Below are 26,569 nucleotides of genomic sequence, written 5' to 3' on the forward strand. Positions count from 1 at the left end.
CTCCTCCTAGGCCGGCTCGGTCGTCGCCGGGTTCGTCGGGGTCCAGGCGGTGCGGGCGCGGTGCAGCTGGACGAGCACCACCGACGAGGCGACGCCGAGCGCCAGGAACGTGGCGTGCGGGCCCGCAGCGTGTTCGAGCGGGGGGATCACAACAGGGGACAGCAGCGCGGCGGATCCCGTCAGCAGCCACATCAGTCCCGAGGCCCGGCCCATGATCTCCTGCGGCAGGTACCGCACCCGCAGCATCACCACGGCGGCCAGCAGCGCGCCCTGGGCGACGGCGCCGAGGGCCAGGGCCACCAGGAACAGCGGCCACACGGGCACCGCCAGCAGGGCCAGGGAGACCGCGCGGACGACGACGGCGACGGGCAGCAGCGTCGCGGGGCGCAGGCGTTCGCGCTGGGACACCAGCAGGTTGCCGGTGAGCAGGCTCAGGTTCACGGCCGCCACGACCCAGCCGGCCTGCTGTGCGGACAGCTGCCAGGAGTGGCGCAGTTCGAAGAGGACCAGGGACGTCAGGCCGGTGCCGCAGACGGCCTCCAGCACCATCTGCAGGACGAGCGTGACGGCGATGCGCCGGTCGGCGAGGGTGTCGCGCCAGACGCCGCGCAGTCGTGCCGGTTCGCGCCGGCGGGGGTCCGTCGCGGGGCGGCGCGGCGGCCGGACGCCGGCCGCCCACACCGCCAGCGGCGCGAAGAAGGTGGGCAGGTTCAGCCACAGCACGCCCAGGTAGCCCAGCAGGGGCAGGGTGGCCGCGACCAGGACCGGCCCGGCCAGCGTGGTGGCGAGGAACAGGCTGTTGAGGGTGCCGCGGGCGCGGGCCGGGCAGCGCGGGAACATCACCGGCACGTCGGTCATCCAGCCGACCCGGTAGGCGACGCCGCCGGCGGCCACCACCAGGGCGCAGACGAACAGCACCCACGGCTCGGGATCGCCCTGCCACAGCAGCAGGTTCATCACCGTGGCCGCCGACGCCTGCGCCAGCAGCCCGTACAGGACGAGGCGGGCGGTGCCGCGCCGGTCGGCCACCGAGCCGAACCAGGGGGCGAGCAGCATGCTCATCGGCACGGTGGCCGCCAGCCACGTCATCACGGCGAGCGAGCCGGTCAGGCGGTAGGCCAGCAGGGGCAGCGCGGTCGCGTACAGGGCCTCGCCGAGGTTGTTGACCGTGTTGCCGGCGGCGAAGACCCGGAAGGAGCGCTCGGCGAACGGCGAGGGCTCCACGACCTCGTCGCCCCGGTCGCCGCCGTGTGCGGCCCGCACCCGGTCGGCGGTGGTCACGGCCGGGCCGCGCCGTTCGCGGCGGGGAAGGGACGGGCGCCGGAGGACCGCGGCAGCCACAGGTCGCGCAGCACGGTGAGGACGGGACCGTCACCGCCGCGGTCCAGGCGGTACAGGCGCAGGTAGCCGCCCCGGCCGCCGACCACCACGTAGGCCCGGCCGTCGGCGCCGCGCAGCGCGGTCATGCCCTTGGGGAAGTCGGGCAGGTCCTCGTGCAGGGCCAGCAGTTCGCCGCTGTCGTGGTCGTAGGCGGCGATCTGCATGCCGTAGGTGACCACGCACAGGGTGCCGTCGATCAGGGCGCAGTTCTCGGCGGTGTTGTCGAGGAGTTCGACGAACTGGCGCCGCGGCTTGTCCTCGCCGACGACGATCTCCTTGACGCCTCCGCCGCCGGTGACGCGCAGCCGGTCGCCGTCGACGAGCAGCCGCTTGGGGTAGCTCTCCAGCTCCGTCTCCCAGGTGACGCCGCCCTGTTCGTCGTAGGCGGCGAGCCGGCCGGTGCGGGTGCCGAGCACCCGGCGGCCGTCGGGCAGGTAGGCCGAAGCCCAGGCGCTGGCGGGCAGTCGGTCCACGTGGAGCAGCTGCCGGCCGGTGGCCGCGTCGAACTCGAAGCCGCCGGCGTTGCAGGCGACGAGGACGCGGCTGTGGTCCGGGGAGACCGAGACGGTGTGGACGATGCCGGGCAGGCGGGACTCCCACACGGTGGTGCCGTCGGGGGTGAAGCGGCGCACGGTGTCGGGCCAGAAGATGGCCACCCGGTCGTCGCCGCACGGCTCGGCGCGGCGGGCGAAACCGGGGGCGTCGTGGTACTCGTCGACCAGGTCGAGGCGGGCGTGGTCGCCGCTGGTGCGAAGGCGGACCACGGCGGTGCCGTCGTCGGTGGCGGCCAGGACGGTGGTGCCGTCGCCGGGCAGCGGGCGCAGGTCCCACACGCACTGGCGGGTGTAGGAGAGCCGGTGCAGCAGCTCGCCCTCCGGGGACAGTGCCGTGATCTCGCCGTCCTGGGTGAGGGTGTAGACGCGGCCCTGCTCGTCGATGGTGACGTCGATGATCTGGTGGCTGAAGCCGCCGACCCGCTTGCGGACGCTCAGTTCGGGCGTGGTGTTGTCGAACAGGAGCAGTTCGCCGTCGAAGCCGCCGATGTAGGCGGTGGCGAAGTCCGGGGAGAACACGAGCCCTTCGACGTCGTTGCGGGCGAAGTGCATGCGCTGGTCGACCGTGCCGTCGAGGCCGATGGTCACCACGCCGTTGGAGACGTTGCGGGTGTCGTCGATGCCGGCGTCGCCGATGGCCCAGAAGCGCCGGTGCCGGGCGTCGTAGACGACGCGGTGGACGTTGGAGGTGTCGATGCGCACCGTGGTCGGGAAGGACCACTCCTCCAGCGAGCCGAGGTGGACGCACCCGTGCCGGTCGGAGACGGCGTGCACGCCGGGGGCGTCGGTGCAGAACCATTCGAGCATGTCGTAGCCGTGCGGCCACTGCACGATCCGCTCGACGGCGAACGTCTCCACGTCGAGGACGACGACCTGGAAGTACCCGTTGTCGACATAGGCCTTGCCGTTCCACAGGCCGATGCCGCGCAGCATGGTGGGCGACGGCTGTTCGCCCTCCAGCAGCAGGGAGCGGTCGGCGGTGGCGCGGGCGTCGAGCCGGTCGGCCAGGTGCAGGGTGTCGGCGTGCCAGCGGCAGAGCGTGCCGGTCTTGTCGCGGGTGATGATCCAGTCGCCGGCGAGGGCGACGCCGTACACCGGCTGGCCGGCCGTGTCCTGCGCGAGGGCGGGCACGCCGGAGGAGCGGCGCAGGGTCAGGTCGTGGTCGAGCAGGTGCAGACCACCGCGGACGTCACAGGCCAGGAGCCCGCGACCGGGCAGGCTGACGATCCGCGTGATCCGTTCGGGGATGCCCATGGCGGAACTCCGTTCCTGTCGTGGGATCGAGAGGAAGTCGACAGAAGGACGCGATGCGCCCCCCGGGGCGGGGCGAGCCTGCCCCGGGGGGCGAATCCTCACTGCACTGGAGGGTGAGGGGCGCCTCAGATGGCGGCGCGGGTCACGCGACGGACGAGCTTGGTCATGGGACTGCACCTCCTTCGCATTCCTGCTGTGCTCGTGACGGGGGAACTGACAGGGCGCCTCAGATGGCGGCGCGGGTCACACGGCGGACGAGCTTCGTCATGAGGGGCACCCCCTTTCGTGGGCTCGGGCTCCACGTCGCGCGTGGTGCCGTACCTGTGCACCGTCCCTGGTCGGGCGGGCGTTCCTGCCACCGACGCGTACCTTGTGGGCACCACGCGCGGGGCAAGTCTCGGGAGGGGCGCCGCGGTCGGGCCGCGGCGCCGGCGGAGGGACGTCAGGCGACGGTCGCGGGGAGCGGTGCGACGTCACCGGCCGCGGGCCGGACGGCGTCCGCGTCGGCGACGGTGCGCCGGGCCGCCCACACGGCGGCCGCCACCTCGTCGAGGAGGGCGAGGGTCGCCGGGTCGGTGAAGCCCTGGCCGGTGCGCGGCAGCGCTTCCGCGTCGCCGAGGGCGACCGGCCGGTGGTCGATGAGGACCGCTCCGGAGCGTTCCAGGTTCACCCGCAGTCCCGGCTGGGCGTCCGCCGCCCCTCGGGGTCCGGGGGACGCGCTCAGCACCGCGGTCGGCAGACCGGTCAGCGCGCTGTCCCCCCAGGGGCGGGAGAGCCAGTCCAGGGCGTTCTTCAGGACTCCGGGCGCGCCTCCGTTGTAGGAGGGCGTGCTGATCACCAGGGCGTCCGCGGAGTCGAGCAGCCGGCGCGCCTCGGCCACCGGGGCGGGCCCGTCCGCCACGTCGAGGTCCTGGTCGTAGTACGGCAGAACCCGCGGATCCAGCAGGGGCGTGCGCACCCGCGCGTCCCGCTGGGCCAGCAGCCGGCCGAGCGTCGCGACGGCGGTGGTGTTCACCGAGCCGCGGCGCAGACTGCCGGACATCAGTACGATCCTGGTCACCCCGGTCTCCCTGTCGTCCGGGCGGTTCCCCTGGCGGGGCCGCCTTCCGATGACTTGAGAGTGCCGCAGCGGCTTCCCGGACCGGTCCCGATCCGATACCGGGTCCGCCGGGCCGGACGGGAACGCCCGGCCCGGGGCCCGCAAGCCGGCCCGAGCGCGCCCTGGACGTCAGCCCGGAGCGTCGCGCGGCTTCTCCCACAGCAGGGTGTAGCGCCACAGCAGACGGCGCCGGAACCGGCTGCCGGGCAGCGCCCGGTGGGCGATGTCCCGTGCCTCGCGGAAGGTGGTGTCCGGGTCGGCGACCGGCATCTTCGACGGGGCGTGACTGCCGCCCCTGCCCCGGCCCACGAGCTTGACGGCGGGCACCGCCACGGCCAGGTGCAGCAGATCGAGTACGGACCCGGGGTCGGCCAGACCGATGATCGCCAGCCGGCCGCCCGGCGCCAGCAGCTCCGCCGACCGGTTCAGGGCGCGTTCGGTGCCGAGGTGGTGCGCGACGGCGACCATGGTGATCAGGTCGTACCGGCCCGCGGGGAGCTGTGTTCCGCCGGCTTCGAGGAAGTCCGCCTCCAGGAAGCGGGCGTTGGGCACGTCCTGGCTGCGGTCGCGTGCCGACTCGACCATCTCCGGGGAGAGATCGATCCCGGTGACGTGACCGGACCGGGCGGCGAGGAGCCGGGCGAGCTCCCCGTCGCCGCATCCCACGTCCAGCGCCTCACGGCAGTTTTCCGGGACGAAGTCCAGAATGGTGGGGTAGTAATGGATGTTCGGATTCCAGCGGCTGGTTTTCATGCCGCAAAATTAGGGATCGTTATTTATGCGGTCAACCCTTTCAGGCCGGAGAGAAAAGGGGATCGAAAAGGGACCGGAAAGGGATCGATCCGGGAGCGCAATGAGCTACTCAATTCGTTTTCCACTGCTCGACGGCGGGTTTGAGGTGGTCCAGCAGCCGGGGCTGCTGCGGGACCAGCGTGAGAGCGGCGACGATCCGCAGCATGCCCAGGGCGTTGACGAAGGCCAGGACCTCCTGGTCGAGCGGCCGTATGCCGTTGCGCAGCGCGCCGCGGTCGTAGGCGGCCTCGTGCTCGGGTCCGAGAGCGGCCACATCCCATTCGACGGGCCCGAGTGTGACCAGTTCGAAGTCGGCGTAGCGGTCGCCGTCGACGCCGTGGAAGATGTTCGCGGGCGGGCAGTCGCCGTGCAGGGGCTGCAGGTCGATGCCGGGAAACCGGGCCTCGAAAGCGGCGCGTGAGCGCACGAGCGGTTCGAGGTCCTGCCACGCGCGGCGGGCGCGGCCCAGTTCGGCCGCGCCGATCAGGGTGGGGTGCCGGTCGAGCCGGTCGAGGCTGTCCGCGATGAACTGCGGATCGGCCGCGGAGAGGAACTCCAGGCGGCCCGGATAGGCGCGCAGGGCCGCGTGCAGGCCGGCGACGCTCTCGGCGTGCGCCACGTAGTCGGGTTCCTTGCCGCGGTCCTCTTCGACGAACGACCAGAACGTCATGGAGAACCCGTTGCGCTGGACCGGCTCGCGGGGCACGAGCGGGCTGGGCGCGATCACCGGGACGCCCTGCTCGTCGAGCCAGTGGGTCACCTCCAGTTCGTCCCGCTGGCGGCGCGCGAGGGCGTCCAGGTCCTCGGTGTGCGGCAGCACGGTGGGAATCCGGGCCACCACCGGCGAGGGCGCGAGGTGGACGACGACGGAGAACACGTCGTGGAGCACCGTGGGATCCGTGACGGTCAGGCCGAGCGCGCGTCCCGCCGCGACGGCCGCCTCGACGGCGGCGCGGGTGCGGTCGGCGAGTTGGCGCGGGGTGAGGAAGGTGGTGGTCATGACTCCATCGCTTTCGGCAGGCGGCCCCGGCGGTTCGGTCGCGGGGCCGGTCGGATCATGGGCTCCCGGCCGAGGCGTCGGCCCGGGCCGGAGCGGCTTCCTGTCGGGGTATCACCTACGGCCGGCCGCGCGCGGTTCGGGCCGCTCCCCCGCCAACCTCGCGCGGAAGCCCGGTCGTTCGAGACGGCGACCACCGCTCCCGGCGGCGTCCGGCGCCAGACCGCCCGCGAGGACGCGCAACAGGGTCGGCTCACCCGTGCCGTCCTCGCCGACGGCGGCCTTCTCTCCCGGCGCGCATATGACTTTCCCCGGGCGGGCGAAGGGTCCACGGACAGCGGAGACGGCCGCGTCGGCCGTGCCCGGACTCAGACGAAGAAGAGGAAAGCCATGACCTCACTGTAACAAGACGAACCGTCTCGCCTCCAGTCGTCACGGGGACACGCGACACGCGACACGCGGCACGCGGCACGCGGCACGCGGCACGCGGCACGCGACACGCGGCACCAGCACCGGCACCGGCACCGAGGAGACGCGTCCGGGAAGGCCGGGCGGGCGACCGACCGCCGCCCCTCGGGCACAGGCGTCAACGGGGCCGCGGGCATACTGAGTTCATGTCGGACACCCAGGAAGAGCAGCCGAGGGCGAACGCGGTCCGGGTCGACGAGTCCGGCGTGCTGGAGTACTTCGACGGGGAGCGGTGGGCACCGTACGTGGATCTGCCCGACGACGTCCCCGGCCCGCTCGGCGTCGTCTTCCGCGGAGAGGGACCGGTGAGCCCCGTACCGCCGTCCGGGCCGCCCGACTCGGGGGTGCTGGAGGCGCTGCCCTCACCGCTGGACTCGGTCGCCGACAGCAGGGAGGCCGCGCGGTGGACCCTCGCCTCCAGCGGCGCCGTGGGTGCCCTGCTGCTCGGCGGCGGCCCGCTGCTCGCCGTCGGGAAGATCACCGACTGGGCCCACGCGGCGTGGGCCGGAGGCGGGCTGGTCGCCGCGCTCCTCGGAGTGGCCTGGGCGGTGTGGCAGACCAGTGAGGTCCTGGTCCCGCCGCTGACCACCCCCGACGTGCTCACCTCGCCCGCCCTGCGCGGGCTGCGCGAGCAGTTCGAAGCCTCCCCCGGCCACTACTTCGGCGCGCTGGCCGATGATGTGGAGGACCTCCTGCGCCACCGTCTCCTCGCCGCGGAGATCAGCCGCCGGCTGGCCGCCGCCGGGCCCGCGGAGCGGATGGCGCTGGAGCGCGGCCTGGCCACGGCCCGGCGCAACATCGCCCGCACCGACCCCTATCTGCGGTGGCTGCTGGCGACCGCGCACGCCTGGCTGGTACGGGAGAAGCTCCGCAAGGCCCGCCGGCACACGTTCGCGTCGGCCCTGGTCGTGATCACGGGTGCCGTCGTGTTCCTCGGGGCGACGGCCCGCTGACCCGCGCGGGCCCGGGCCCGCGACGGCCAGGGGTCCGGGCTGCCACCACCCGTCATCTCCCCTGCCCCGCACGGCAGTTCGGGGTGTCCGCGGCCGGGTCGCTGTCCGGCGGGCCCGGACGGGCACCCCCGGATCCGATACGCGCCAATGTCGTTCCCGCGCGCCGTGGCGGCGGTCGCCGGGGCGCGGCCCGCCCGGCCTGGCCCGGACGTCGCGCACCACCAGGATCGACGCCCCCTCCCCCACCTCTCCACGCCTCCCCCACGTCTCCCGCACACCATGGACACTTCCGGCCGGGTCGCGGACGGCGGACGCCGTGGGGGGCAGACGCCGTCGCCGGCCCCTGCCTAGCCTCCCGGGCCATGCGATCACCCCTGATGAGACGTATCGGTCCCGGTGCCGTCCTGGCCCTCCTCCTCGCCGCGTTCGGCCTGGCGCCCGGTGCGAGCGCGGCCGATCCGGCGCCGGCCGAGCTGACCTTCGCCACCGGCAGCGCCACCACCACGCCCGGCGGCACGGTCGACCTGTCGATGACCCTCACGAACCACCACACCCACGACGTCTGGTTCGTCTACCAGACCATCGAGCCGACCTGGCTCACCACGCAGCGCCCCGACCTCAAGTACGGCTTCTCCGGCTGCACTCTGACCACCGCGAGCGGCGCCACGCCCTGTTCCGGGACCGGCCCCGCCAACCTGGGCGCCAACTACGGCACCACCGTCCCGCCCGGACAGAGCCGTACGGTCACCCTGAAGCTGGACATCGCCGCGGACTCCGGCTGCAACGGCAACATCGGCTTCTACTCCTACTTCTACGCCGAGTTCCGCGACTCGACCAACGTCAGCGGCGGCCCGGTCTACACGCCGGTGACGCGTGTGCTCTGCCCCTGACGCCACCCGGGTGGTCCGGCGGCCGTGACCTGAAAGACGCCGTACCCGGATGTCCGGCCCGGTCTGGACCACTGGCAGGCGCACCGGCGGGCCCCCTGGGCCCGCCGGTGCGCCGTACAGGGCCCGGACCAGCGCGCCGAGCCGGGCGCGGGGAGTGGAGCCCGCTCACCCCGGTGACCGGGTACGACCGCTTTCGCCGCGGTGGGCACCCGGTTCGGCACCTGCGCTTTTTCGTCATGTTGCGCAACATGACCGCGAAATCTCCACACAGACCTCACTATGTGACGCGAACGGATGCGTGACGAACCGGCTTCTGAGGGGGACGCCGGCGGCACGCAAGGGGGTGCGTCCGCTCCACGGGAGCCGTGCTCATCCCTGCCCGGGGAGGGGACTTCACCGCATGAAGCGGACCTTACGCACCGCCGTGGTCACCGCGGGCGCGCTCATCGCCGCACTGGGCCTGCCGGCCGGGACGGCGCACGCCGACACCACGCCCCGCATCGACCTGCGGGTGCTGGTGGTGAGCGACGGCGGCCCGTCCACCGACGCGATAGCCGCCGAACTGGCCGCGGCCGGCACGCCGTACACCTTGATCGACCTCACGCGGCCCGGCCGGACCGTGATCGACGCCGGTTTCCTCGCGGACACGGTCGACGGGCGGCCGCGTGCCAGGTTCCAGGCCGTCGTCCTGCCCGACGACAACCCGTTCCCCGCCGGTTCGGCCGAGATGGCGGCACTCGCGGCGTACGAGCGGGCGTACGACATCCCCCAGGTCGACGCCTACACCTACGCGCGTCCCGAGGCCGGGCTGCAGTACCCGCTCCCCGGCGGCTACGCCGGCAGTCTCGACGGCAAGGAGGCCCAGGTGACCGCCGCGGGCAGGGCGGGGCCCTTCGGCTACCTCGACGGGGCGGTGCCCTTCGAGGACAACGACCCGGCCGTCGGCGAGAGTTACGCCTACCTGTCGAAGCCCGCCGCGGGCGCCGACTTCACCCCCTACGTCGAGGCGCCGATCCCCGGGCAGTCCGCGAAGGGCGCGCTGGTGGGCGAATACCGGCACGACGGGCGGCGCGAGCTGGTCGTCACCTTCGTCTACAACCGGTACCAGCAACAGTTCCGGCTGCTGGCCCGCGGGATCGTGGAGTGGATGACCGGCGGAGTGCACCTGGGCGCCGCGCGGAACTACTTCTCCGTCCACGTGGACGACGTCTTCGCCGCCGACGACCGGTGGAACAGCACGCTCGACTGCACACCCGGCGACGTCGACTGCGCGGACCCGAACGCCACACCCGACCCGATCCGGATGACGGCCGCCGACGTCGACCACGCCGTGGCGTGGCAGCACGACAAGGACTTCACCCTCGACTTCGCCTACAACGGCGTCGGCAGCGTCGACCACCGCCAGGACCACGACGGCGCGGACGCGCTCGCCGACCGGCTGATCGCGCGGCGGGGCGAGTTCCGGTGGATCAACCACACGTACTCGCACCCCTTCCTCGGCTGTGTGCAGGACACCACCGTCGTGCCGTGGAAGTGCGCGACCGACGCCGACGGCAGCACGCGCTGGACGAGCCGCGCCGAGATCTCCGACGAGATCGCCACCAACCGGGTCTGGGGCCACGGCGCCGGACTGCCGCTGCACGACGACGAGTTGGTCACCGGCGAGCACTCGGGAACGAAGGTGCTGCCGCAGCAGCCCGAGGACAACCCCAACCTGGCGCTCGCCCTCGACGACAACGACATCGCCTGGCTCGGCTCCGACAACTCCCGGGAGCCCGCCCAGCGCCGCGTCGGCCCGGCCACGACCGTCCCCCGGTACCCGATGAACGTCTTCTACAACGCCGGGCGGGCCGCCGAGCAGGTCGACGAGTACAACTGGATCTACACCAGCCGCGCCCAGGGCGGCAGCGGCATCTGCGAGGACAACCCGCAGACCAGCACCTGTCTGCCTGCGCCCCTGGACCCGGCCACCGGCTACGCCGCCCACATCGTGCCGCTGGAGACCCGCATCGCCCTCGGGCACGTCCTGTCCAACGATCCGAAGCCGCACTTCATCCACCAGTCGAACCTGGCCGAGGACCGCATCGCCTACCCCGTGCTCGACGGCGTCCTGGACGGCTACCGGGCGCTGTTCGCCGAGGACACTCCCCTGCTGAACCCGCGGATGCGGGACATCGGCGCCGAGTTGCGCCGCCGGGCCGCCTGGCAGGCCGCGCTGCGGGCCGGCGAGGTCACCGCCTATCGCATCGGCACCGCGGTGACCGTCGACGCCCCGGACGAGCTGGCGGTGACCGCGACCCTGCCCGCCGGAACCACCCTGGCCGGCGCCGCGTTCGGCGAGGCGTACGCGGGAGCCGTGTCCGGCTGGACGCCCGCCACGGGCACGCCGCTCGCCTTCACGCTGCCTCCGTCCGCCACGGTCCCGGCCGCCGACGACACCGACGGGCCCGCCCCGGCCACCGGCCCCGCACCGCGCACCCGTGTCCCCGCGGGCGTCACCGACCCGGTGGGCCACACCGCAGACGGCTGAACGGCGCACGCGCCCCGCACCGACCGGACGTCCCGGCCGCCCCGCGGCGGCCGGGACCGGCCCGAGCCACCCCACACCTCAGCCGTGGAGCACAACGATGCCCGTTCCCCACGGCGCGCGACGCCTCGCAGCGACGCGCGTCACCCTGCTCACCGAAGGCACCTACCCGCACAGCCACGGCGGCGTCAGCGTCTGGTGCGACCAGCTCGTCCAGGGCATGCCCGACCTCGCCATCGACGTCATCGCCGTCACCGGCACCGGACGGGAGCCGGTCGTCTGGGACCTGCCCGCGCACGTGACGAGCGTGCTGTCGGTGCCCCTGTGGGGCGCCCCGCCCGAGGGCCGTGCGCCCCGGGGCCGGGCCCGCAACCGGCTGGCCGCCGCCTACGAGCGGTTCCTGACCGCCCTGCTCGACCCGCACGCCGAGGACGGTTTCGCACCCGCCCTGTACGCGCTGGCACGCGCCGCCTCCGACGGGACGCTCAGCCCCTTCCTGCGCGGGGACCGGGCCGTCGCGATCCTGACCGCCCTGTGGAACCGCCCCGGCCTCGCCGTCCGCGAGGCACGGCCGACCCTGCACGACGCGCTGACCGCGACCGCTCTGCTGGAGCACGCCCTGCGCCCACTGGCCGCCCCCGTGCCCGCGAGCGGGGTGGCACACGCGGTCAGCGGCGGGGTCGCCGTCCTGCCGGGCCTGGCCGCCCTCCGGGACCACGGCGTTCCCCTGCTGCTGACCGAGCACGGGGTCTACCTGCGCGAGCGCTACCTCGGCTACCGCACCGCGCCCTACCGCTGGCCGGTCAAGGCCGTCATCCTCGGGTTCTTCCGGCTGCTCGCGGGCGAGAGCTACCGCCGGGCCGCCCTGATCACCCCGGGCAACCGCTACAACCGGCTGTGGGAGGAGGAGGGCGGTGCCGCCCCGGAGTCGATCCGCACGGTCTACAACGGCGTCGACCCCGCCGCGTTCCCGGCCGCCGGGCCCGAGCCGGACACGCCGACGCTCAGCTGGGCGGGCCGCGTCGACCCCATCAAGGACCTGGAAACGCTCATCCGCGCCTTCGCCCTCGTCCGCGCCCGGCTCCCGCACGCGCGCCTGCGCCTGTTCGGCGGGACCCCGCGGGGCGGGGAGGCCTACCGGGAACGCTGTCAGGCCCTGGCCGCCGGGCTCGGGCACGCCGACGCCGTCACCTTCGAAGGGCGCGTCGACGACATCAAGGACGCCTACGCCGCCGGCAACGTCGTGATGCTCTCCAGCATCAGCGAGGGCTTCCCCTTCACCCTGATCGAGGCCATGTCCTGCGGCCGGGCGACCGTCTCCACCGACGTGGGCGGCGTCCGCGAGGCCGTCGGCGACACCGGGCTCGTGGTGCCCCCGCGCGATCCGGAGTCGATGGCCGCCGCCGCCCTGGAGCTGCTGGACGATCCCGGGCGGCGCAGGGCCATGGGTGAGGCGGCCCGGCTGCGGGTCATCGAGCAGTTCACGCTGCGGCAGACCATCGACACGTTCCGCTCCGTCTACCTGGAACTGGCCCACCCCGAAAAGGAGCCGACGGTCGTGCCGCCGAGGGTCGCGATGGCCGCCCCGGCCGTCGGCGGCGCCGGAAGTCTGGCGCTGTGAGCGGGCCGATGTCCCTCGAACCGGGGGGCTGCGAGCAGGACACGCTGGCCATCCGGCTGGCCGGCACCCGCCCGCCGCGCCGCCGGCCGCGCTGGGCCCTGGACGACGCCACGCTCGCCGTCCGGCTCCCCGGGCGCGGCCCCGACGAGCAGGCGGTCAGTGAACTCGCCGCCGAACTCGCCGACCGGGTGGGCCCGGCCGTCCACCCCTACGAGGTGGCGGCCCTGCTGGAGGCGGAGGGACTGTCCGCCTCCGTGATCAGCGAACGGTACGGCCACCCGAACCTGTTCTCCCTGGCCTCGGCGCTGTACGCGCGCGTGCCGCGCACCTTCCCCGAACCCGCCCCGCCGGCCGACCCCTGGCGTCCCGACACCGTGCGCTGTCTGCTGCGGGGCGCGCTGTTCGCCCTGCCGGGGCTCGCCTACCTGCTGACCGCGCCGCTGTGGCACGCCGGCGGGTACGCCCCCGCGCTGGTCCTGGCCGGGCTCGTCTCCTGGGCGTGGGGGCAGGCACTCGGCCACCGCGCCCACCTGCGGCTGGCGACCGGACGCCGGGAGGCGGGCCGTACCCTCCTGGCCGGCGCGCCCGCGGGGGCCGCGCTGGCCACGGCGGTGGGCGCGCTGCCCGCGGGCGGCGGGCCGGTGATCCTGGCGGTGGCCGCGCAGTCCGCGTACCTGGCGGCCGCCGGTGTCCTGCTGGTCCTGGGCCGGGAACGGCTGCTGCTGGCCGCGCTCAGCCCGCTGCTCGCGGGCGCCGCCCTGCTGCCGTGGTGGGAGCCCGGCCCCGCGCTGCGGGCCGGGCTGCCCCTGCTGGCGCTGATCGCCACGCTCACCGTCACCGGCTGGGTCCTGCGCGGCACCCGCGCCGTCCCGGCCGTCCCCGGAGCCGGCCGGCCGCGCCTGCGGTGGTCGCTGCCGTACGGCCTGTTCGGACTGGCCGCCGGGGTGCTGGTGCTGCTGGAGGGGCGGGAGGAACCGTACGCGGTGATCGTGCTGACGCTGAGCATGGGACCCGCGGAATGGCTGCTGTACCGCTACCGCGGACTGTCGGTCGCCGCGCTGCGCGCCACCGCCACCCCCGCCGGATTCCTGCTGCGCTCGGCCGGCATCCTCGGCCTCTGCCTCGGCGCCTACCTCACACCGCTGCTGCCCGCGGCGCTGCTCACCGGCGCCGACCCGCTCGCCCTGCTGCTCCTCGCGGCCGTGCTGTGGACCGCGCTGCTGCTCCAGGCGTTCGGGGCGGCCTGGCCGTCGGCCGGGATCTGCCTGGCGGCCGCCGCCGGGGCCGGCGCGGTCACCCTGTTCCGGCTGCCACCGGGCACCGCCTGGGCCCTGCCGCTCGGTTGCGGCGCCGCCGCCCTGTGTCTGGCGGTGTGCGCGCTGTGGCTGCTCGGCCGGCCCGCCCCGCACGCCTGAACCCGACCTCACCGACCCTACGAAGGGACACCCCCGTTGACCTCCGCACCGCTCGCCGCCGTCACCGGAGCCGAGGGTTTCATCGGCTCGCACCTCACCGAGGCGCTGGTCGCCTCCGGGCACCGCGTCCGCGCCATGGCCCAGTACAACTCCTTCTCCTCCTACGGATGGCTGGAGACCCTGCACCCGGACGTCCTGGACCAGGTGGAGATCGTCCTGGGCGACGTCCGGGACCCCGGCTCCGTCCGCGGCCTCCTCGAAGGCGCCGACACCGCCTACCACCTCGCCGCCCTGATCGCGATCCCGTACTCGTACCGGGCCCCGCACAGCTACGTGGACACCAACGTCACCGGCACCCTCAACGTGCTGGAGGCCGTCCGCGCCCTCGGCACGCCCCGGCTGGTGCACACCTCCACCAGCGAGACGTACGGCACCGCGCAGACCGTGCCGATCACCGAGGACCACCCCGTCAACACCCAGTCCCCGTACGCCGCTTCGAAGGCCGGCGGGGACCGGCTGGCCGACAGCTACCACGCCAGCTTCGACACCCCGGTCGTCACGCTGCGGCCCTTCAACACCTTCGGGCCGCGCCAGTCGATGCGGGCGGTCATCCCCACCGTCATCGGACAGGTCGCGGCGGGGGAACGCACCATCACCCTCGGAGACCTGCGCCCCACCCGGGACTTCACCTTCGTCGAGGACACCGCGCAGGCGTTCCTCGCCGTCGGTACCGCGCCGGCCGAGCAGGTCGTCGGCCGTACCTTCAACGCCGGTACCGGCGGGGAGATCTCGGTCGGCGACCTGGTCGCGCTGATCGGCAAGGTGATGGACACGCCGCTCGACGTGCGCGCGGACGAGGCCCGCATCCGCCCGGCCGGCTCCGAGGTCATGCGTCTCGTCGCCGACGCGAGCCGGCTCGCCGCCGCGACCGGCTGGCGGCCCGCCCACACCCTGGAGGAGGGCCTCGCCCGCACCGTGACGTTCTTCCGCGACCCGGCGAACCTCGCCCGCTACAAGACCGGCATCTACAACATCTGACCCCGTCCGGCACGACAGCGCACGTTCACGAAGGAGGAGCCCCATGCACGCAGTGATCCTGGCGGGAGGCAAGGGCGTCCGGCTGCGGCCGTACACCACGGCGCTGCCCAAGCCGCTCGTCCCCATCGGCGACCAGCACGCCATCCTGGAGATCGTGCTGCGCCAGCTCTCCACCGCCGGCTTCACCAGCTGCACCCTGGCGATCGGACACCTCGGCGAGATCATCCGCGCGTATGTCGGCGACGGCTCCCAGTGGGGCCTGGCCGTCGACTACGCCACCGAGGAGAGTCCGCTGGGCACCATGGGCCCGCTGCTCACCCTGCGCGACCGTCTGCCCGAGACCTTCCTGGTGATGAACGGCGACGTCCTGACCGACCTCGACTACGCCGACGTCCTGCTCCGGCACCGCGACCGCGGCGCACCGCTGACCATCGCCACGTACGCCCGCAAGGTGCACATCGACTTCGGGGTGCTGACCACCGACGCCGGCCGGGTCGTCGCGTTCACCGAGAAGCCGAGCATGGACTACCGCGTCTCCATGGGCGTGTACGGCCTGTCCCGTTCCACGCTGGAGGGGTACACGCCCGGACTGCCGCTCGGGTTCGACGAGTTGGTCCTCGACCTGCTGAAGGCCCGGAACGAGCCGCACGCCTACGAGTTCGACGGCTACTGGCTGGACATCGGCCGCCCCGACGACTACGACCAGGCCAACGCCGAGTTCACCACCCGCAAGTCGCTTCTGCTCAAGGGAGTCTGAGCACGCCATGCGCATTCTCGTGCTGGGCTTCACCGGCTATCTGGGCGGCCACGTCACCGAGCGACTGCGCGCCCTGCCGGGGGCGCTGGTCCTCGCCGGGGGCCGGGCGCCCGGCGCCGACCTCGCGGTCGACCTCGCCACCGTCAGCCCGGAGCGACTCGCGAAGGCCCTCGCCTCGGCCGTGCCCGACACCGTGATCAACTGTGCGGGCGCGACCGGCGGCGACGCCGTCACCCTCGCCGAGGTCAACGCCCGCGGCCCGGCCGTGCTCTGCGCCGCGCTGCGCGAGGCGGCCCCCGCGGCCCGCCTGGTGCACCTGGGGTCGGCCGCCGAGTACGGTCCCGGCACGCCCGGCGTCCCGGTGACCGAGGCGGCGGCCACCCACCCGATCGGCCCCTACGGTGCGACCAAACTCGCGGGCACGGTCGCGGTGACCACCTCGGGGCTGGACGCGGTCGTCCTGCGGGTGGGCAATCCGGTGGGTGCCGGAGCACCGCCCACCGGCCTGCCCGGCCGGATGGCCGCGCTGCTGCGCGAGGCCGGCTCCGACCCGGAGGCGGTGCTGCGGCTGGGCGACCTGTCGGCCCACCGCGACTTCGTCGACGCACGGGACGTGGCCCGGGCGGCCGTGCTCGCGGCCACGGCCCCCGGTCCGCTGCCGCCGGTCCTCAACATCGGCGGGGGCCGGGCCGTCCCGGTGCGCGACCTGGTGCGCGGGCTGGCCGGGCTGGCCGGGTTCCGGGGCCGGATCGAGGAGACCACGGCGGGTTCGCTCCGCTCGGCCCCGGTGTCGTGGCAGTGCTCCGACAGCACCGCCGCCGGGGACGCGCTGGGCTGGCGCCCGGCCCACACCCTGGACGAGGCGCTGGCCGCCCTGTGGGAAGGGGGCCGCACGCCGTGACGCTGCTGATCCCGCTGTACGTGCATCCGGCCGAGGACCCGGGCGCCTGGCACCGGCTGATCACCGCCGCGCACCGCACCTACGGCGTCGTCCTCAACCCGGCGAGCGGCCCGGGCGAGGTCCCCGACCCGGCGTTCGTCGCCGCGGCCGGTGCGCTGCGGGCCGCGGGGGCGCGGCTGCTGGGCTACGTCGACACCGACTACGGGGTGCGCGACCTCGCGGGGATCAGCGAGGACGTCCGCCGGCACCGGGAGTGGTACGCGGCGGACGGCTGCTTCCTGGACCGGGTGACGGCGACCGCGGACGGGCTCGCGGCCTGTCGCCGGCTGGTCCGCGCGGCACGCCGGCTGGGCGCCGGGACGGTCGTCCTCAACCCCGGGGTGCATCCGGCGCCGGGGTACGCCCGCCTCGCCGATCTGACCGTCACCTTCGAGGGCCACTGGTCGACGTACGTGTCCGCCTTCAGCCGCCCGGCGTGGACGCAACGCCACCCGCCCGGGCGGCTGTGCCACCTCGTCTACGGCGTGCCCGGCGCGCTCGTTCCGCTGGCCGTGCGCACCGCGCACGAGCGCGGAGCGGCGGTCTGCGGCCCCGTGACGGGCGAACCGCCCAACCCCTGGGCGCGGTTGACACCGGCCCTGACCGGGACGGAGCGATGAGCAGGCGCCCGCGCCGCCGTGCGGCCCTGCTGGCCGCGCTGACGGCGGCGGCACTGACGAGCTGTTCCGACAGCGGCTCCCCCGCGCCGCGGTGGAAGCCCCGCCCGGGTCTCGCCTGGCAGTGGCAGCTCGACGGCAGGGTCGACCCCTCGGCCGACGTACCCGTCTACGACATCGACGGCTTCGAGAACTCCGCGGCGGACGTGGCCCGGCTGCACCGCGCGGGCCGGAAGGTCATCTGCTACGTCAACGTCGGTGCGTGGGAGGACTTCCGGCCGGACCGGGACGCCTTCCCCCGGTCGGTGCTCGGCAGGCCCAACGGCTGGAGGGGCGAGCGGTGGCTGGACATCCGGCGGCTGGACGTGCTGCGCCCGATCATGGAGCGCCGCTTCGACATGTGCCGCGACAAGGGGTTCGACGCGGTGGAACCCGACCTGGTGGAGGGGTACGGCGACGACACGGGTTTTCCGCTCACGGCACGCGACCAGCTCGCGTACAACCGCATGGTCGCGGCCATCGCCCACGAGCGGGGACTGTCGGTCGGCCTGAAGAACGACCTGCCCCAGATCCCGCAGCTGGTGGCCGACTTCGACTTCGCCGTCAACGAGGAGTGCGCCCAGTACGGCGAGTGCGGCGAACTCGCCCCGTTCGTCGAGGCGGGCAAGGCGGTGTTCCACGTGGAGTACACGCAGCGGCGGGGCGACTTCTGTCCCGAGTCGCGCCGGCTGGGCCTGTCGTCGATGGTGAAGAGGCCGGAACTGGGGGTGTGGCGAAGCCCGTGCTGACCCGGGCCGCCCGCCGTCCGGCACAATGGCGCGATGGGCCACCACTTCGTCGGCATACCGGAGTTGACCGTCGTCCCCCGCGTCGCGGTCGTGGTCGACGTCATGCGGGCCTTCACCGTGGCCGCCTGGGCGTTCTCCCGGGGGGCCGAGCGGATCGTCCTGGCCTCGACGGTGGGCGAGGCACTCGCCCTGAAGGAGAGCCGGCCGGGCTGGCTGGCTCTGAAGGACGGAGCGCCGGCGCCGGGCTTCGACGAGGTGAACTCGCCCGGCCGGCTCAGGTCACGTGACGTCACCGGCCGCACCCTGGTGCAGAAGACGACCGCGGGCACCGTCGGCGCGCTGGCCGTCGCCGACGCGCCGCTGGTGCTGTGCGCGAGTTTCGTGGTGGCGGGCCCGACCGCGCGGTTCCTCCAGGCCCACGGCCGCGAGCCGGTGACGTTCGTCGTCACCGGTGAGGAGGGCCGCGCCGAAGAGGACCTGGCCTGCGCCGAGTACATCGGCCAGCGCGCGGCCGGGACCGCTGTCGAGGCGGCCCCGTACCTCCACCGCGCCCGGACGTCCCGGGCCGCGGCGGAACTCGCCGGCGGCCTGCGCGGCGGCAGCCACCCGGACGACGTCGCTCTCTGCCTGGAGCTCGACAGGTTCCCCTTCGCGATGGTGGCCCGCCGGGAGGAGTCGCTGACGGTGCTCCGTCCGGTCACGGTGCCCGGCGCCCGCCCGTCTCCGTCATGACCGGCACCGGGCGGGCTCCCGCAGGCACGGCAGATGGCCCTTGCCCCGGATCACCTGCCGGCTGGTGGACTCGTCGAGGTAGGCCAGGAACCCGGCGGCGAGGGATCCGGCCGGGGCGGGGCCGTAGGTGTAGGCGTACTCGACGTCCTTGTACGGGTAGGGGCCGGCGCCCAGGTCGATCCGGTCCTCGTCGGGCCAGTCGCCGTTCAGGGGGACCGTGTCGACCCTGCCACCGCGCTCCCTGGCCAGGCCCACCTCGCTGTAGCCGATGGCGCCGGGTTGCTCCTCGACCTTGTCCAGCACGGCACGGGTGGAACCGAGTTCGCAGCGCGTGACGGTGTCACCCGCCCGCGCGGGCGGGTGACAGTCCAGGGACGTGCTCGGCGCCCGCTCCCACCCCTTGAGCACCCGGTCCTGGAAGATCTGCCGCGTCCCGGACTCGTCCCCCCGGCTGACCAGGACGATCGGCAGGTCGGCGATCTCCTTCCGGCCGGGCACGACCTCGCCCCAACGCCGGTACTCACCCGCGTAGATGTCCCGCACCTGCCGCGGGGACAGCCCGCGCGGGCCGAGGTCGACGTCCTGGTGGACGACGAGCGTGAAGAAGGACAGCGCGACCTGAGTGCCCGTCAGGTTCCAGCGCTTGCCCATGGGCCCGTCCGAGAAGGCGATCACGGACCGGGCGGCGCTCGGCGACCGCTCGCCCAGCTCCGCGAGCCGGGACACGCCGTCCTCGCTCCCGCGCGCCTCCACGGAGATGTCGGCGCCCCGGCACTTGGCCTCGTACTGCTCGGCGATCGTGCGGATGACCGGTTCGAAGGCGGTCGAGCCCGTCAGGGTCAGCTCGCCCTGCTCGCACTCGATGGGGCTGCCGTCGCGCAGCACGATGATGCCGGCGAGGGCGAGCACCGCGAGGGCCAGCGCACCGCTGAGCAGCCGCGCCGGCAGGCTGAACGTACGCTGCTTCTCGTCCGGCTTGGGAGCGCTGTTGCGGTGGACCCGGCCGTCCCGAAGGCCGCCGATCAGCTTGACGTCCCCCTCGGCCGGGCCTCCGGACAGCAGCACCAGCAGCTTGAAGTGGTCGCCCGGGTTGAGCGGAACGCGCGGGATGGTCACCGTGCTGCCGATGTGCTCGAAGCCGTTGGCGTTGGTGAAGTGACTGTTCAGGTGCTCGATGCCGGACGGCTGGGTGACCGAGACGGCCTGGACCGTGCGGCCCGTGAACTCGGCGGTGAGGCCGTGGACTTCGGACGAGGTGTAGTCGTTGTCGGCGACGCTCTGCGAGCCGTCGTTCTCGATGCGCAGCAGCACCAGCGACGCGTCGGCCATGTTCGGGACGTCGAAGTCGCCGAGGCGGGGGTTGGACGACCCGTCGCCTATGGGGCTGTCCATCTGCACGCGGTAGCCGATCAGCTTGCGGCGCGTCACCCGGCGGTCGTAGAGGAACATCGCGACGGGCACGAGGAGACCGAGGACGGACGTGCCGATGGCGATGACGTTCTCAAGGCTCAGCCACTCCACTGGTGGTCCCCCGCCACTCCCAGAGCTCCGATGGTGGGGTCACCGTATGTCCGCCCGAACAGCCCGTCACGTGGGTGACACCAGTGTTCGCTCTCCGTTCAACTTCACCGGGCCGTTCGGCCGTCGGCCGCGCGATCGCGGCGTCGCCCGGCCTCGGGGGTGGGACCTTCCAGCCGGGGTAGACGGGGCATCATGCCTGAAGTGATCCAAGCCGGCGGCTGGGGAATCGTGGCCGGCTCCGCCCTGCTGCTGGGGGCGGTGCTCGGCTACCGGCTGCGCGTCCCGCAGAAGGTCATCGCCCTGGTGATGGCGTTCGGCGCGGGCGTGCTGCTCTCGGCCGTCTCGTTCGAACTGGTCGGTGAGGCGTACGAGGAGGCCGGGCTGGCCCCGGCGGCCCTCGGCACGTTGGCCGGCGCCCTGGCCTACACGGCCGGCAACCTGTGGCTGGCCCGCCGCGGCGCCCGGCATCGCAAGCGATCCGGTCACCATCCCGGGCAGGCGCAGCCCTCCGAGGAGGAGAACAAGGGCTCGGGGCTGGCGCTCGCGCTGGGCGCGCTGCTCGACGGGGTCCCCGAATCCGCGGTCATCGGGGTCGGTCTGCTTCACGGCGGCGCCGTCAGCGCGGTCACCGTGGCGGCCGTGTTCATCAGCAACATCCCCGAAGGGCTGTCCAGTTCGGCCGGCATGCGGAAGGCCGGACGCGGCAAGGGCTATGTCTTCGGCGTGTGGGGGGCGATCGCCGCCGCGAGCGCGGTGTCCGCCGTCCTCGGTTATGCCGTGGTCGGGGGTTTCTCCACCGCGGTGATCGCGGCGGTGACGGCGGTGGCCGCGGGCGCGATCCTGGCGATGATCGCCGACACCATGATCCCCGAGGCGTTCCAGGAGGCCCACCTGGCGATCGGGCTGGTGACCGTCAGCGGTTTCCTGGTCTCGTTCGCCTTGTCCCACGCTTGACGGGCCCTGCGGGGACGGCATTGCCTTCACCTTCCGTCATTGCAATGAAGGAAGGCCGGCATTGTTGCATTACCCGCCGCCATTGCAAAGATTTAGAGGCCGTGAGCTGCTGCGACACACTTTCCATGCAGTAAATCGATTGCCCGCCCCCTGAACGCAACGTAGCGTTTCCGTCCGACGAAACTACACGGCGGTCAGGGGGGATCATGAGCGCACCGCGGGGGCAGCGGCGGGGAGGGCCCGGCACCCTCACCGCCTTCGCCCGCTTCGTGCTCTGCGGCGGCGGGGTGGGACTCGCCTCCAGCTTCGCCGTGCCGGTCACCGCCTCCTGGATGCCCTGGATCCTGGCCAACGCCCTGATCACCGCGGCGTCCACGCTCCTCGCCACCGAGTTGCACGCCCGGTTCACCTTCGGCGCGGGCCGGCACGCGAGCCGGCGCCAGCACGCGCAGTCGGCCGGGTCGGCGGTGGCCGCCTACGCGGTGACCTGTGCGGCGATGCTCGTCCTCCACCACCTGGTGGCGGCGCCCGGCGCGACGCTCGAACAGGCCGTCTACCTCTCCGCCTCCGCGCTCGCGGGTGTCGCGCGGTTCGCCGTACTGCGCCTGGTCGTCTTCGCGCGGCGGCACGCCCCGGCCGCCTCCGCCGACCGCGCCGCCGCCGACCGTGCCGCCGCCGTCCCGTGCGCGCGTCCCGTGGGCGGCTTCCCGCCGGCCGGCGCGGCGGTGCTCTGCCGCACGGCCTGAGCCGTCCGCCGGGCCCGGCCGGCCCGTCGCCCGGTGCGGGCGGTACGGGCGGCGCTCAGTCCGGCCGGCGCAGCCCCGCGATGAGGAGCGCCACCAGCCGGCGGGCGTCGTAGCGGGAGTCGCCGTCGGCCCCGATGCACAGATTGCCGATGCCGCGCATGAGCTGGTAGGCGTCGAGGTCGGCCCGGATCTCGCCGGAGGCGGCGGCAGCGTCCAGGAGCCGGGCGCACACCGGCAGCAGCCGGTCGAGGAAGTAGGCGTGGAGCGTCTCGAAGCCGGCGCTGTCCCCCTGCATCGCGGCGGCCAGGCCGTGCTTGGTGACCAGGAAGTCGACGAAGAGGCCGACCCACCGCTCCAGGGCGGCGTACGGCGTCGGACCGGCCGCCAGCAGAGCCGGGCCGGCCTCGGCGCAGGCGTCCACCTGGTGCCGGTAGACGGCGATGACGAGGTCCGCCCGGGTGGGGAAATGACGGTAGATCGTGCCCGTACCCACGCCCGCCTCGGTCGCGATGTCGCGCACCGGCGCCTCCACCCCCGAGGCCGCGAAGACCGCGGCGGCCGCGTCCAGCAGGGTCTGCTGATTGCGCCGGGCGTCCTTGCGCCGGGACTTCGCCGAGTTCCCCGCCCGCTCACCGCTCTCGTTCACCACGGCTTCCTCACCACGACCTTCTCACCACGACCTTCTCACCACGACCTTCTCACCACGACCTTCTCGCCATGACTTCCGCGCAGGACTTCCGCACGGCTTCGTTGAGCGTCATTGCAAAACGGAACAGCGTTCCGTATCGTAAGTGGAACGACGTTCCGCTTCATTCATGATGACAGACCCGGAAGCGGCCGACCAGGCACCCGTCCGCGTGTGCGGCGACAAGGCCTGTCCGTGAGAAGCACCCCCGAAGCCGAGAGAAGGCCCTCCCATGTCCGACTCGACCCCCACTCACGCCCGGCACACCCTCGCGGCGGACACGCCCGCCCCGGTGCTGTCCGCCAGACCCGTCGTCCTGCCCGCCCCGGGCCGCGGCCAGGACCTGCACGTCCGGGTGTCCGCCCCCGCGACCGGTGACGGCCTGCCCGTCGTCGTCTTCTCGCACGGCTTCGGCTGGTCGATGGACGGCTACGCCCCGCTCGCGGACCACTGGGCCGCTCACGGCTTCGTGGTCGTCCAGCCCACCCACCTCGACTCCCGCACCCTCGGCCTGCCCGCCGACGATCCCCGCACGCCGCGCATCTGGCGCTACCGCGTCGAGGACCTGGAGCGCGTGCTGGACGGCCTCGACGCGCTGGAAGCCGCCGTGCCGGGCCTCGCCGGACGCGTGGACCACGACCGGATCGCCGTGGCCGGCCACTCCTGGGGAGCCCAGACGGCCGGCACACTGCTGGGGGCGCGGGTCCTGGGCCCCGACGGCGTTCCCGGCGAGGACCTGTCCGACGCCCGCGTCAAGGCCGGTGTGCTGCTCGCGGCGACCGGCCTGGGTGACGACCTGACCCCCTTCGCCGCCGAGCACTTCCCCTTCATGCGGCCGTCGTTCGCCACCATGGTCACCCCGGCCCTGATCGTCGCCGGGGACAGCGACCGGTCCCCCCTGTCGACACGCGGACCCGACTGGTTCGCCGACGCCTTCCACCACAGTCCCGGCAGCAAGAGCCTGCTCACCCTGTTCGGCGCGGAGCACTCGCTCGGCGGGATCCCGGGCTACGAGGTCGCCGAGACCACCGACGAGAGTCCCGCACGCGTCGCCCTGCTCCAGCGCCTCACCACGGCCTACCTGCGCAGCGCCCTCCACCCGGAGGACACCGCCTGGAAGGCGGCGGTGACGGCGCTGGAGGAGGACCCCGACCCCCTGGGCAGGCTGCGGAGCAAGTAGGCACCCCACGGGGCTGCGGTCCTCAGTCCGCCGCCCGGGCTCCCGCGCCGGGGGCGACCAGCCAGGCCACGAGCGTGCGCCACTGATCGGGCCGGTCGGTGTCGCGCGGGCCGATGAGGTACACCTCCTCGACCAGATCCTGCGAGGCCAGGCCCGCGCGCCGGGCGTACGAACCGGCGGCGGCGTACGCGAGGTCCAGGTCGTCGTGCGGGCCGGTGTGGGTGGTGACGGCGGCGGTCCGCTCGGGCAGGCGCAGCTCCCGCACGGCGCCCCGCGCCCCTCCCGGCAGCGGTGTGTCCGCGGGGAGATAGACGGTGGCGCGGCCGTGGCCCTCCGTGAAGAGGGTGTGCGCGTAGCGGCCTCCCGGCGGGAGCACGGGGCGCGGGCCGGCCACCGCCTCCAGGTCCCGCATCGCCGTGTCGTACCAGCTCAGATCGGATCCGGGCGGGACGTCCAGGGAGACGGCGAGGACCCGCTGGGCGGGCAGGACCTCCAGGCTCACGCTCCGCGCGGCCTCCGGGTCGAGCAGTTCGCGCAGCGCCTGCGCCGCCCGCTGGGTGCGGCCGAGCCGGTCCTCCAGCCGGCGCAGGTGAGCGGCGACGATCTCCTGCGCCCTGCGGCCCCCGGCCTCCGCGCCGCCGGATCCGGCCCGCAGGTAGGTGCGCAGATCGGCCAGCGGCAGGTCGAGTTCACGGAACCGCCGGATGGTCAGCGCCGGTCCGACCTGGTCGAGCGAGTAGTAGCGGTAGCCGGTGACCGGGTCCACCTCGGCGGGCACGAGGAGGTCCTGCTCGTGGTAGCGCCGGAGTGCCCGGATGCTGAGGTGGGTGATGCGGGAGAACTCCCCGATGGTCAGTGGCCGGTCCACGCCGTCCTCCTCGTCGCCGGTGCCCGGATCCGGTCGAGCACCGGATCCGGACACGTCGTTCAGCTCGCGGGTGCGATGTCGAGCAGAGTGATCTTCCCCCGGGCATCGCGTTCGAAGGCGAACCGGAGGGTGAGCGGGCTGCCGGGGAAGTCCCCGGAGATGTCGGCCACCGCCCGGCAGGCTCCGGCTGTGCCGGTGACCTCGCGCACGCGGTACGTCACCTCCGGCACCTCCGCGTGCCAGCGGCGCACGGCCGCGATGCCCCGGTGGCTCCGGCCGTCGTCGTGGACGACGGCGTCGTCGGCGAAGAGGGCGGCGTGGCGCTCCTGGTCCGCGTCCGCCGCCGCGGCGAAGTAGGCCGCGGCGAAGTCCTGTGCGTTCGTCATCATCTCTCACTCCTTGTGCTCAGAGGGTGCGGACGGTGCCGCCGTCGACCACGAGTTCGGTGCCGGTGACGGCACCGGCCCGGTCGGAGACCAGGAAGGCGATGGCCTCGGCCACCTCCTCCGGCTCGGCGGGCCGCCCCAGCGGAATACCGCCGAGGACGCGCATGAGGTCCGCGAGTGCCTCGTCCCGGCTGATCCCGGCCTCGCTCATCCGGCGGCTCAGCAGGCGCTCGGCCCCGTCGGTGCGGATGAAGCCGGGGGCGACGGTGTTGACCCGCAGACCGGCGGGCGCCAGCTCGTTGGCCAGCCCTTTGCTGTACGTGGTCAGGGCACTCTTGGCCGCGGCGTACGCCAGGGTCGACTCGTGCAGCGGCATCCGGCGCTGGATGGACGTCACGTGCACCACCGCGCCCGTCCCGCGCCGCGCCATGGCCGGGATCAGCGCGCGGTCCAGCCGGACCGCGGACAGCAGGTTGAGCGCGAGCTCCTCGGCCCAGGTCTCGTCGTCGAGCGCCGCGTAGCCCCCGGCCGGGGCACGGGATCCGCCCACCAGGTGCACCAGCACGTCGGGCGCGCCGACGAGCCGGGTGACCGTCCCGGCGGCCGAGGAGACACCTTCGGCGGTGGTGAGATCGGCCCGGACCGACTGGACGCCCGGCACGTCCACGGGCGTACGGGCCAGGGCCACGACCCGGGCTCCCGCCGCCCGCAGCCGGCGGACCGTCGCCAGCCCGGCTCCCTTGCTGCCGCCCGCCACCACCGCGCTGCGACCGTCGAATTCTGTGCTGTTCATGGCCGCGACCTTGGACTCTCCCCCGGGGAGAGGGTCAAGGACGGCCCGGATACCGCCGCGCGGCGGACGGCCGGCCCGGATACCGCCGCACGGCGTCACGCCGGCCCGATACTGCCGCACGGCGGAACGCCGGCCCGCCCGCGGGTGCGGGAAAAGGGAAGGGCCGCGCCGACCTCCCCAGGTGCCGCGGCCCTTCCGCCCGGCGAGCGGTTACCCCCGTGCTCGGCTTTCATGCCTCACCCGGCGGATCAGGTGTTCGACGGCAGCGGGCGCCGGTGCGGCCCGGCGTGTTCCAGGAAATGGACGCCCTGTTGGTACCGGGCCGCGTCTGCTGTAGAAATATGCCTCATGAACTCCGAGCCCTTGGTGCGACGCCTGGTCATCGACCTGTGCCGACGCCCGGGCTCGTGTTGTCGCTGAACCCGCTTCTTGGACGCCCCTGCCGTGCGGTGACGCCACCCGCACCGGGGCCGCTCCCACGCTCCGCCGCTGAAACACGCGCCTCTTCCCCTCGTTCGGCCTGACCCTGCCCCGGGGCCGCCGCCACCCCTGCCCGCGCGGGGGCGGCCGGCCCGTCCCCGGTGCCCCTGGAGGACCCTCCGTGTCCACGACTC

The 26,569-nt window shown here is 73.8% G+C and carries 24 protein-coding genes; 14 read left to right on the forward strand and 10 right to left on the reverse strand.

What is annotated here, in order from left to right:
- Positions 1-6: 6 nt before the first annotated feature.
- The 5 genes from ACIGAN_RS05330 to ACIGAN_RS05350 all read right to left on the reverse strand — a co-directional run bounded on the left by ACIGAN_RS05330 (position 7) and on the right by ACIGAN_RS05350 (position 6,079).
- Positions 7-1,281: an MFS transporter gene (locus tag ACIGAN_RS05330; protein WP_365088344.1), complete on the reverse strand. Its 1,275-nt coding sequence runs from the start codon at positions 1,279-1,281 to the stop codon at positions 7-9.
- Positions 1,278-3,188, reverse strand: a complete 1,911-nt coding sequence (locus ACIGAN_RS05335; RefSeq protein WP_365740070.1) for a WD40 repeat domain-containing protein — start codon at positions 3,186-3,188, stop codon at positions 1,278-1,280. The genes ACIGAN_RS05330 and ACIGAN_RS05335 overlap by 4 nt, the downstream gene beginning before the upstream one ends.
- 442 nt (positions 3,189-3,630) lie before the next feature.
- Positions 3,631-4,248: an NADPH-dependent FMN reductase gene (locus ACIGAN_RS05340; RefSeq protein WP_365088346.1), complete on the reverse strand. Its 618-nt coding sequence runs from the start codon at positions 4,246-4,248 to the stop codon at positions 3,631-3,633.
- Between the two features lie 168 nt (positions 4,249-4,416).
- Positions 4,417-5,040: a class I SAM-dependent methyltransferase gene (locus ACIGAN_RS05345; protein WP_399855015.1), complete on the reverse strand. Its 624-nt coding sequence runs from the start codon at positions 5,038-5,040 to the stop codon at positions 4,417-4,419.
- Between the two features lie 109 nt (positions 5,041-5,149).
- A complete protein-coding gene (locus ACIGAN_RS05350) occupies positions 5,150-6,079 on the reverse strand; it encodes an aminoglycoside phosphotransferase family protein (protein ID WP_399855017.1) in 930 nt (309 codons plus the stop codon).
- 611 nt (positions 6,080-6,690) lie between these two features.
- Between ACIGAN_RS05350 and ACIGAN_RS05355 the strand changes: the two genes are divergently transcribed.
- From ACIGAN_RS05355 to ACIGAN_RS05405, 11 genes are all read left to right on the forward strand, one after another.
- Positions 6,691-7,497 (forward strand): hypothetical protein, encoded by an 807-nt coding sequence (locus tag ACIGAN_RS05355; RefSeq protein ID WP_399855020.1) that lies wholly within the window; start codon positions 6,691-6,693, stop codon positions 7,495-7,497.
- A gap of 377 nt (positions 7,498-7,874) precedes the next feature.
- Complete coding sequence (locus ACIGAN_RS05360) at positions 7,875-8,387, forward strand: hypothetical protein (protein WP_399855022.1); 513 nt, start codon at positions 7,875-7,877, stop codon at positions 8,385-8,387.
- A 400-nt stretch (positions 8,388-8,787) separates the two neighbouring features.
- A complete protein-coding gene (locus tag ACIGAN_RS05365) occupies positions 8,788-10,917 on the forward strand; it encodes a hypothetical protein (protein ID WP_399855024.1) in 2,130 nt (709 codons plus the stop codon).
- Between the two features lie 97 nt (positions 10,918-11,014).
- Entirely contained in the window at positions 11,015-12,535 is a 1,521-nt protein-coding gene (gene pelF / locus ACIGAN_RS05370) for a GT4 family glycosyltransferase PelF (protein ID WP_399855027.1), read from the forward strand.
- On the forward strand, positions 12,532-13,950 hold the full coding sequence (locus ACIGAN_RS05375) for a hypothetical protein (RefSeq protein ID WP_399855029.1): 1,419 nt from the start codon (positions 12,532-12,534) through the stop codon (positions 13,948-13,950). Before pelF ends, ACIGAN_RS05375 begins: the two co-directional genes overlap by 4 nt.
- A 36-nt stretch (positions 13,951-13,986) precedes the next feature.
- Positions 13,987-14,988: a GDP-mannose 4,6-dehydratase gene (locus ACIGAN_RS05380; protein ID WP_365740061.1), complete on the forward strand. Its 1,002-nt coding sequence runs from the start codon at positions 13,987-13,989 to the stop codon at positions 14,986-14,988.
- A gap of 43 nt (positions 14,989-15,031) precedes the next feature.
- Positions 15,032-15,745: a nucleotidyltransferase family protein gene (locus tag ACIGAN_RS05385; protein ID WP_365740060.1), complete on the forward strand. Its 714-nt coding sequence runs from the start codon at positions 15,032-15,034 to the stop codon at positions 15,743-15,745.
- A gap of 7 nt (positions 15,746-15,752) precedes the next feature.
- Positions 15,753-16,646 carry an NAD-dependent epimerase/dehydratase family protein gene (locus ACIGAN_RS05390; protein WP_399855031.1) on the forward strand — a complete coding sequence of 298 codons (894 nt, stop codon included), beginning with the start codon at positions 15,753-15,755 and terminating at the stop codon, positions 16,644-16,646.
- Positions 16,643-17,305: a spherulation-specific family 4 protein gene (locus tag ACIGAN_RS05395; protein WP_399855034.1), complete on the forward strand. Its 663-nt coding sequence runs from the start codon at positions 16,643-16,645 to the stop codon at positions 17,303-17,305. Before ACIGAN_RS05390 ends, ACIGAN_RS05395 begins: the two co-directional genes overlap by 4 nt.
- Positions 17,302-18,090 (forward strand): endo alpha-1,4 polygalactosaminidase, encoded by a 789-nt coding sequence (locus ACIGAN_RS05400; RefSeq protein WP_399855037.1) that lies wholly within the window; start codon positions 17,302-17,304, stop codon positions 18,088-18,090. The genes ACIGAN_RS05395 and ACIGAN_RS05400 overlap by 4 nt, the downstream gene beginning before the upstream one ends.
- A gap of 33 nt (positions 18,091-18,123) precedes the next feature.
- Positions 18,124-18,822: a 2-phosphosulfolactate phosphatase gene (locus ACIGAN_RS05405; protein WP_399855039.1), complete on the forward strand. Its 699-nt coding sequence runs from the start codon at positions 18,124-18,126 to the stop codon at positions 18,820-18,822.
- Here the strand turns inward: ACIGAN_RS05405 and ACIGAN_RS05410 are convergent.
- The gene (locus tag ACIGAN_RS05410) at positions 18,817-20,343 is read right to left on the reverse strand and encodes a PstS family phosphate ABC transporter substrate-binding protein (RefSeq protein WP_399855040.1); all 1,527 of its coding nucleotides are present in this window, start codon (positions 20,341-20,343) and stop codon (positions 18,817-18,819) included. The genes ACIGAN_RS05405 and ACIGAN_RS05410 overlap by 6 nt on opposite strands.
- 192 nt (positions 20,344-20,535) lie before the next feature.
- Here ACIGAN_RS05410 and ACIGAN_RS05415 point away from each other — a divergent pair, with 192 nt between their 5' ends.
- Together ACIGAN_RS05415 and ACIGAN_RS05420 are read left to right on the forward strand one after the other, a co-directional pair.
- Positions 20,536-21,297 (forward strand): ZIP family metal transporter, encoded by a 762-nt coding sequence (locus tag ACIGAN_RS05415; protein WP_399855043.1) that lies wholly within the window; start codon positions 20,536-20,538, stop codon positions 21,295-21,297.
- Between the two features lie 206 nt (positions 21,298-21,503).
- Positions 21,504-22,043, forward strand: a complete 540-nt coding sequence (locus ACIGAN_RS05420) for a GtrA family protein (protein ID WP_399855046.1) — start codon at positions 21,504-21,506, stop codon at positions 22,041-22,043.
- Between the two features lie 55 nt (positions 22,044-22,098).
- Here ACIGAN_RS05420 and ACIGAN_RS05425 read toward each other — a convergent pair whose 3' ends face one another.
- Positions 22,099-22,689, reverse strand: a complete 591-nt coding sequence (locus tag ACIGAN_RS05425; protein ID WP_399855048.1) for a TetR/AcrR family transcriptional regulator — start codon at positions 22,687-22,689, stop codon at positions 22,099-22,101.
- 271 nt (positions 22,690-22,960) lie between these two features.
- Between ACIGAN_RS05425 and ACIGAN_RS05430 the strand changes: the two genes are divergently transcribed.
- On the forward strand, positions 22,961-23,908 hold the full coding sequence (locus tag ACIGAN_RS05430; RefSeq protein ID WP_399855051.1) for an alpha/beta hydrolase family protein: 948 nt from the start codon (positions 22,961-22,963) through the stop codon (positions 23,906-23,908).
- A 22-nt stretch (positions 23,909-23,930) separates the two neighbouring features.
- Here ACIGAN_RS05430 and ACIGAN_RS05435 read toward each other — a convergent pair whose 3' ends face one another.
- From ACIGAN_RS05435 to ACIGAN_RS05445, 3 genes are read right to left on the reverse strand one after another with little or no spacing between them, the layout of a single operon-like run.
- Positions 23,931-24,776 (reverse strand): MerR family transcriptional regulator, encoded by an 846-nt coding sequence (locus tag ACIGAN_RS05435; RefSeq protein WP_399855054.1) that lies wholly within the window; start codon positions 24,774-24,776, stop codon positions 23,931-23,933.
- 59 nt (positions 24,777-24,835) lie between these two features.
- Complete coding sequence (locus tag ACIGAN_RS05440; protein WP_399855056.1) at positions 24,836-25,165, reverse strand: nuclear transport factor 2 family protein; 330 nt, start codon at positions 25,163-25,165, stop codon at positions 24,836-24,838.
- Positions 25,166-25,181: 16 nt separating this feature from the next.
- The gene (locus ACIGAN_RS05445; protein ID WP_399855058.1) at positions 25,182-25,955 is read right to left on the reverse strand and encodes an SDR family oxidoreductase; all 774 of its coding nucleotides are present in this window, start codon (positions 25,953-25,955) and stop codon (positions 25,182-25,184) included.
- Positions 25,956-26,569 lie beyond the last annotated feature (614 nt).

The sequence above is a fragment of the Streptomyces sp. NPDC085931 genome, assembly GCF_044540565.1.
Classification (GTDB): domain Bacteria; phylum Actinomycetota; class Actinomycetes; order Streptomycetales; family Streptomycetaceae; genus Streptomyces.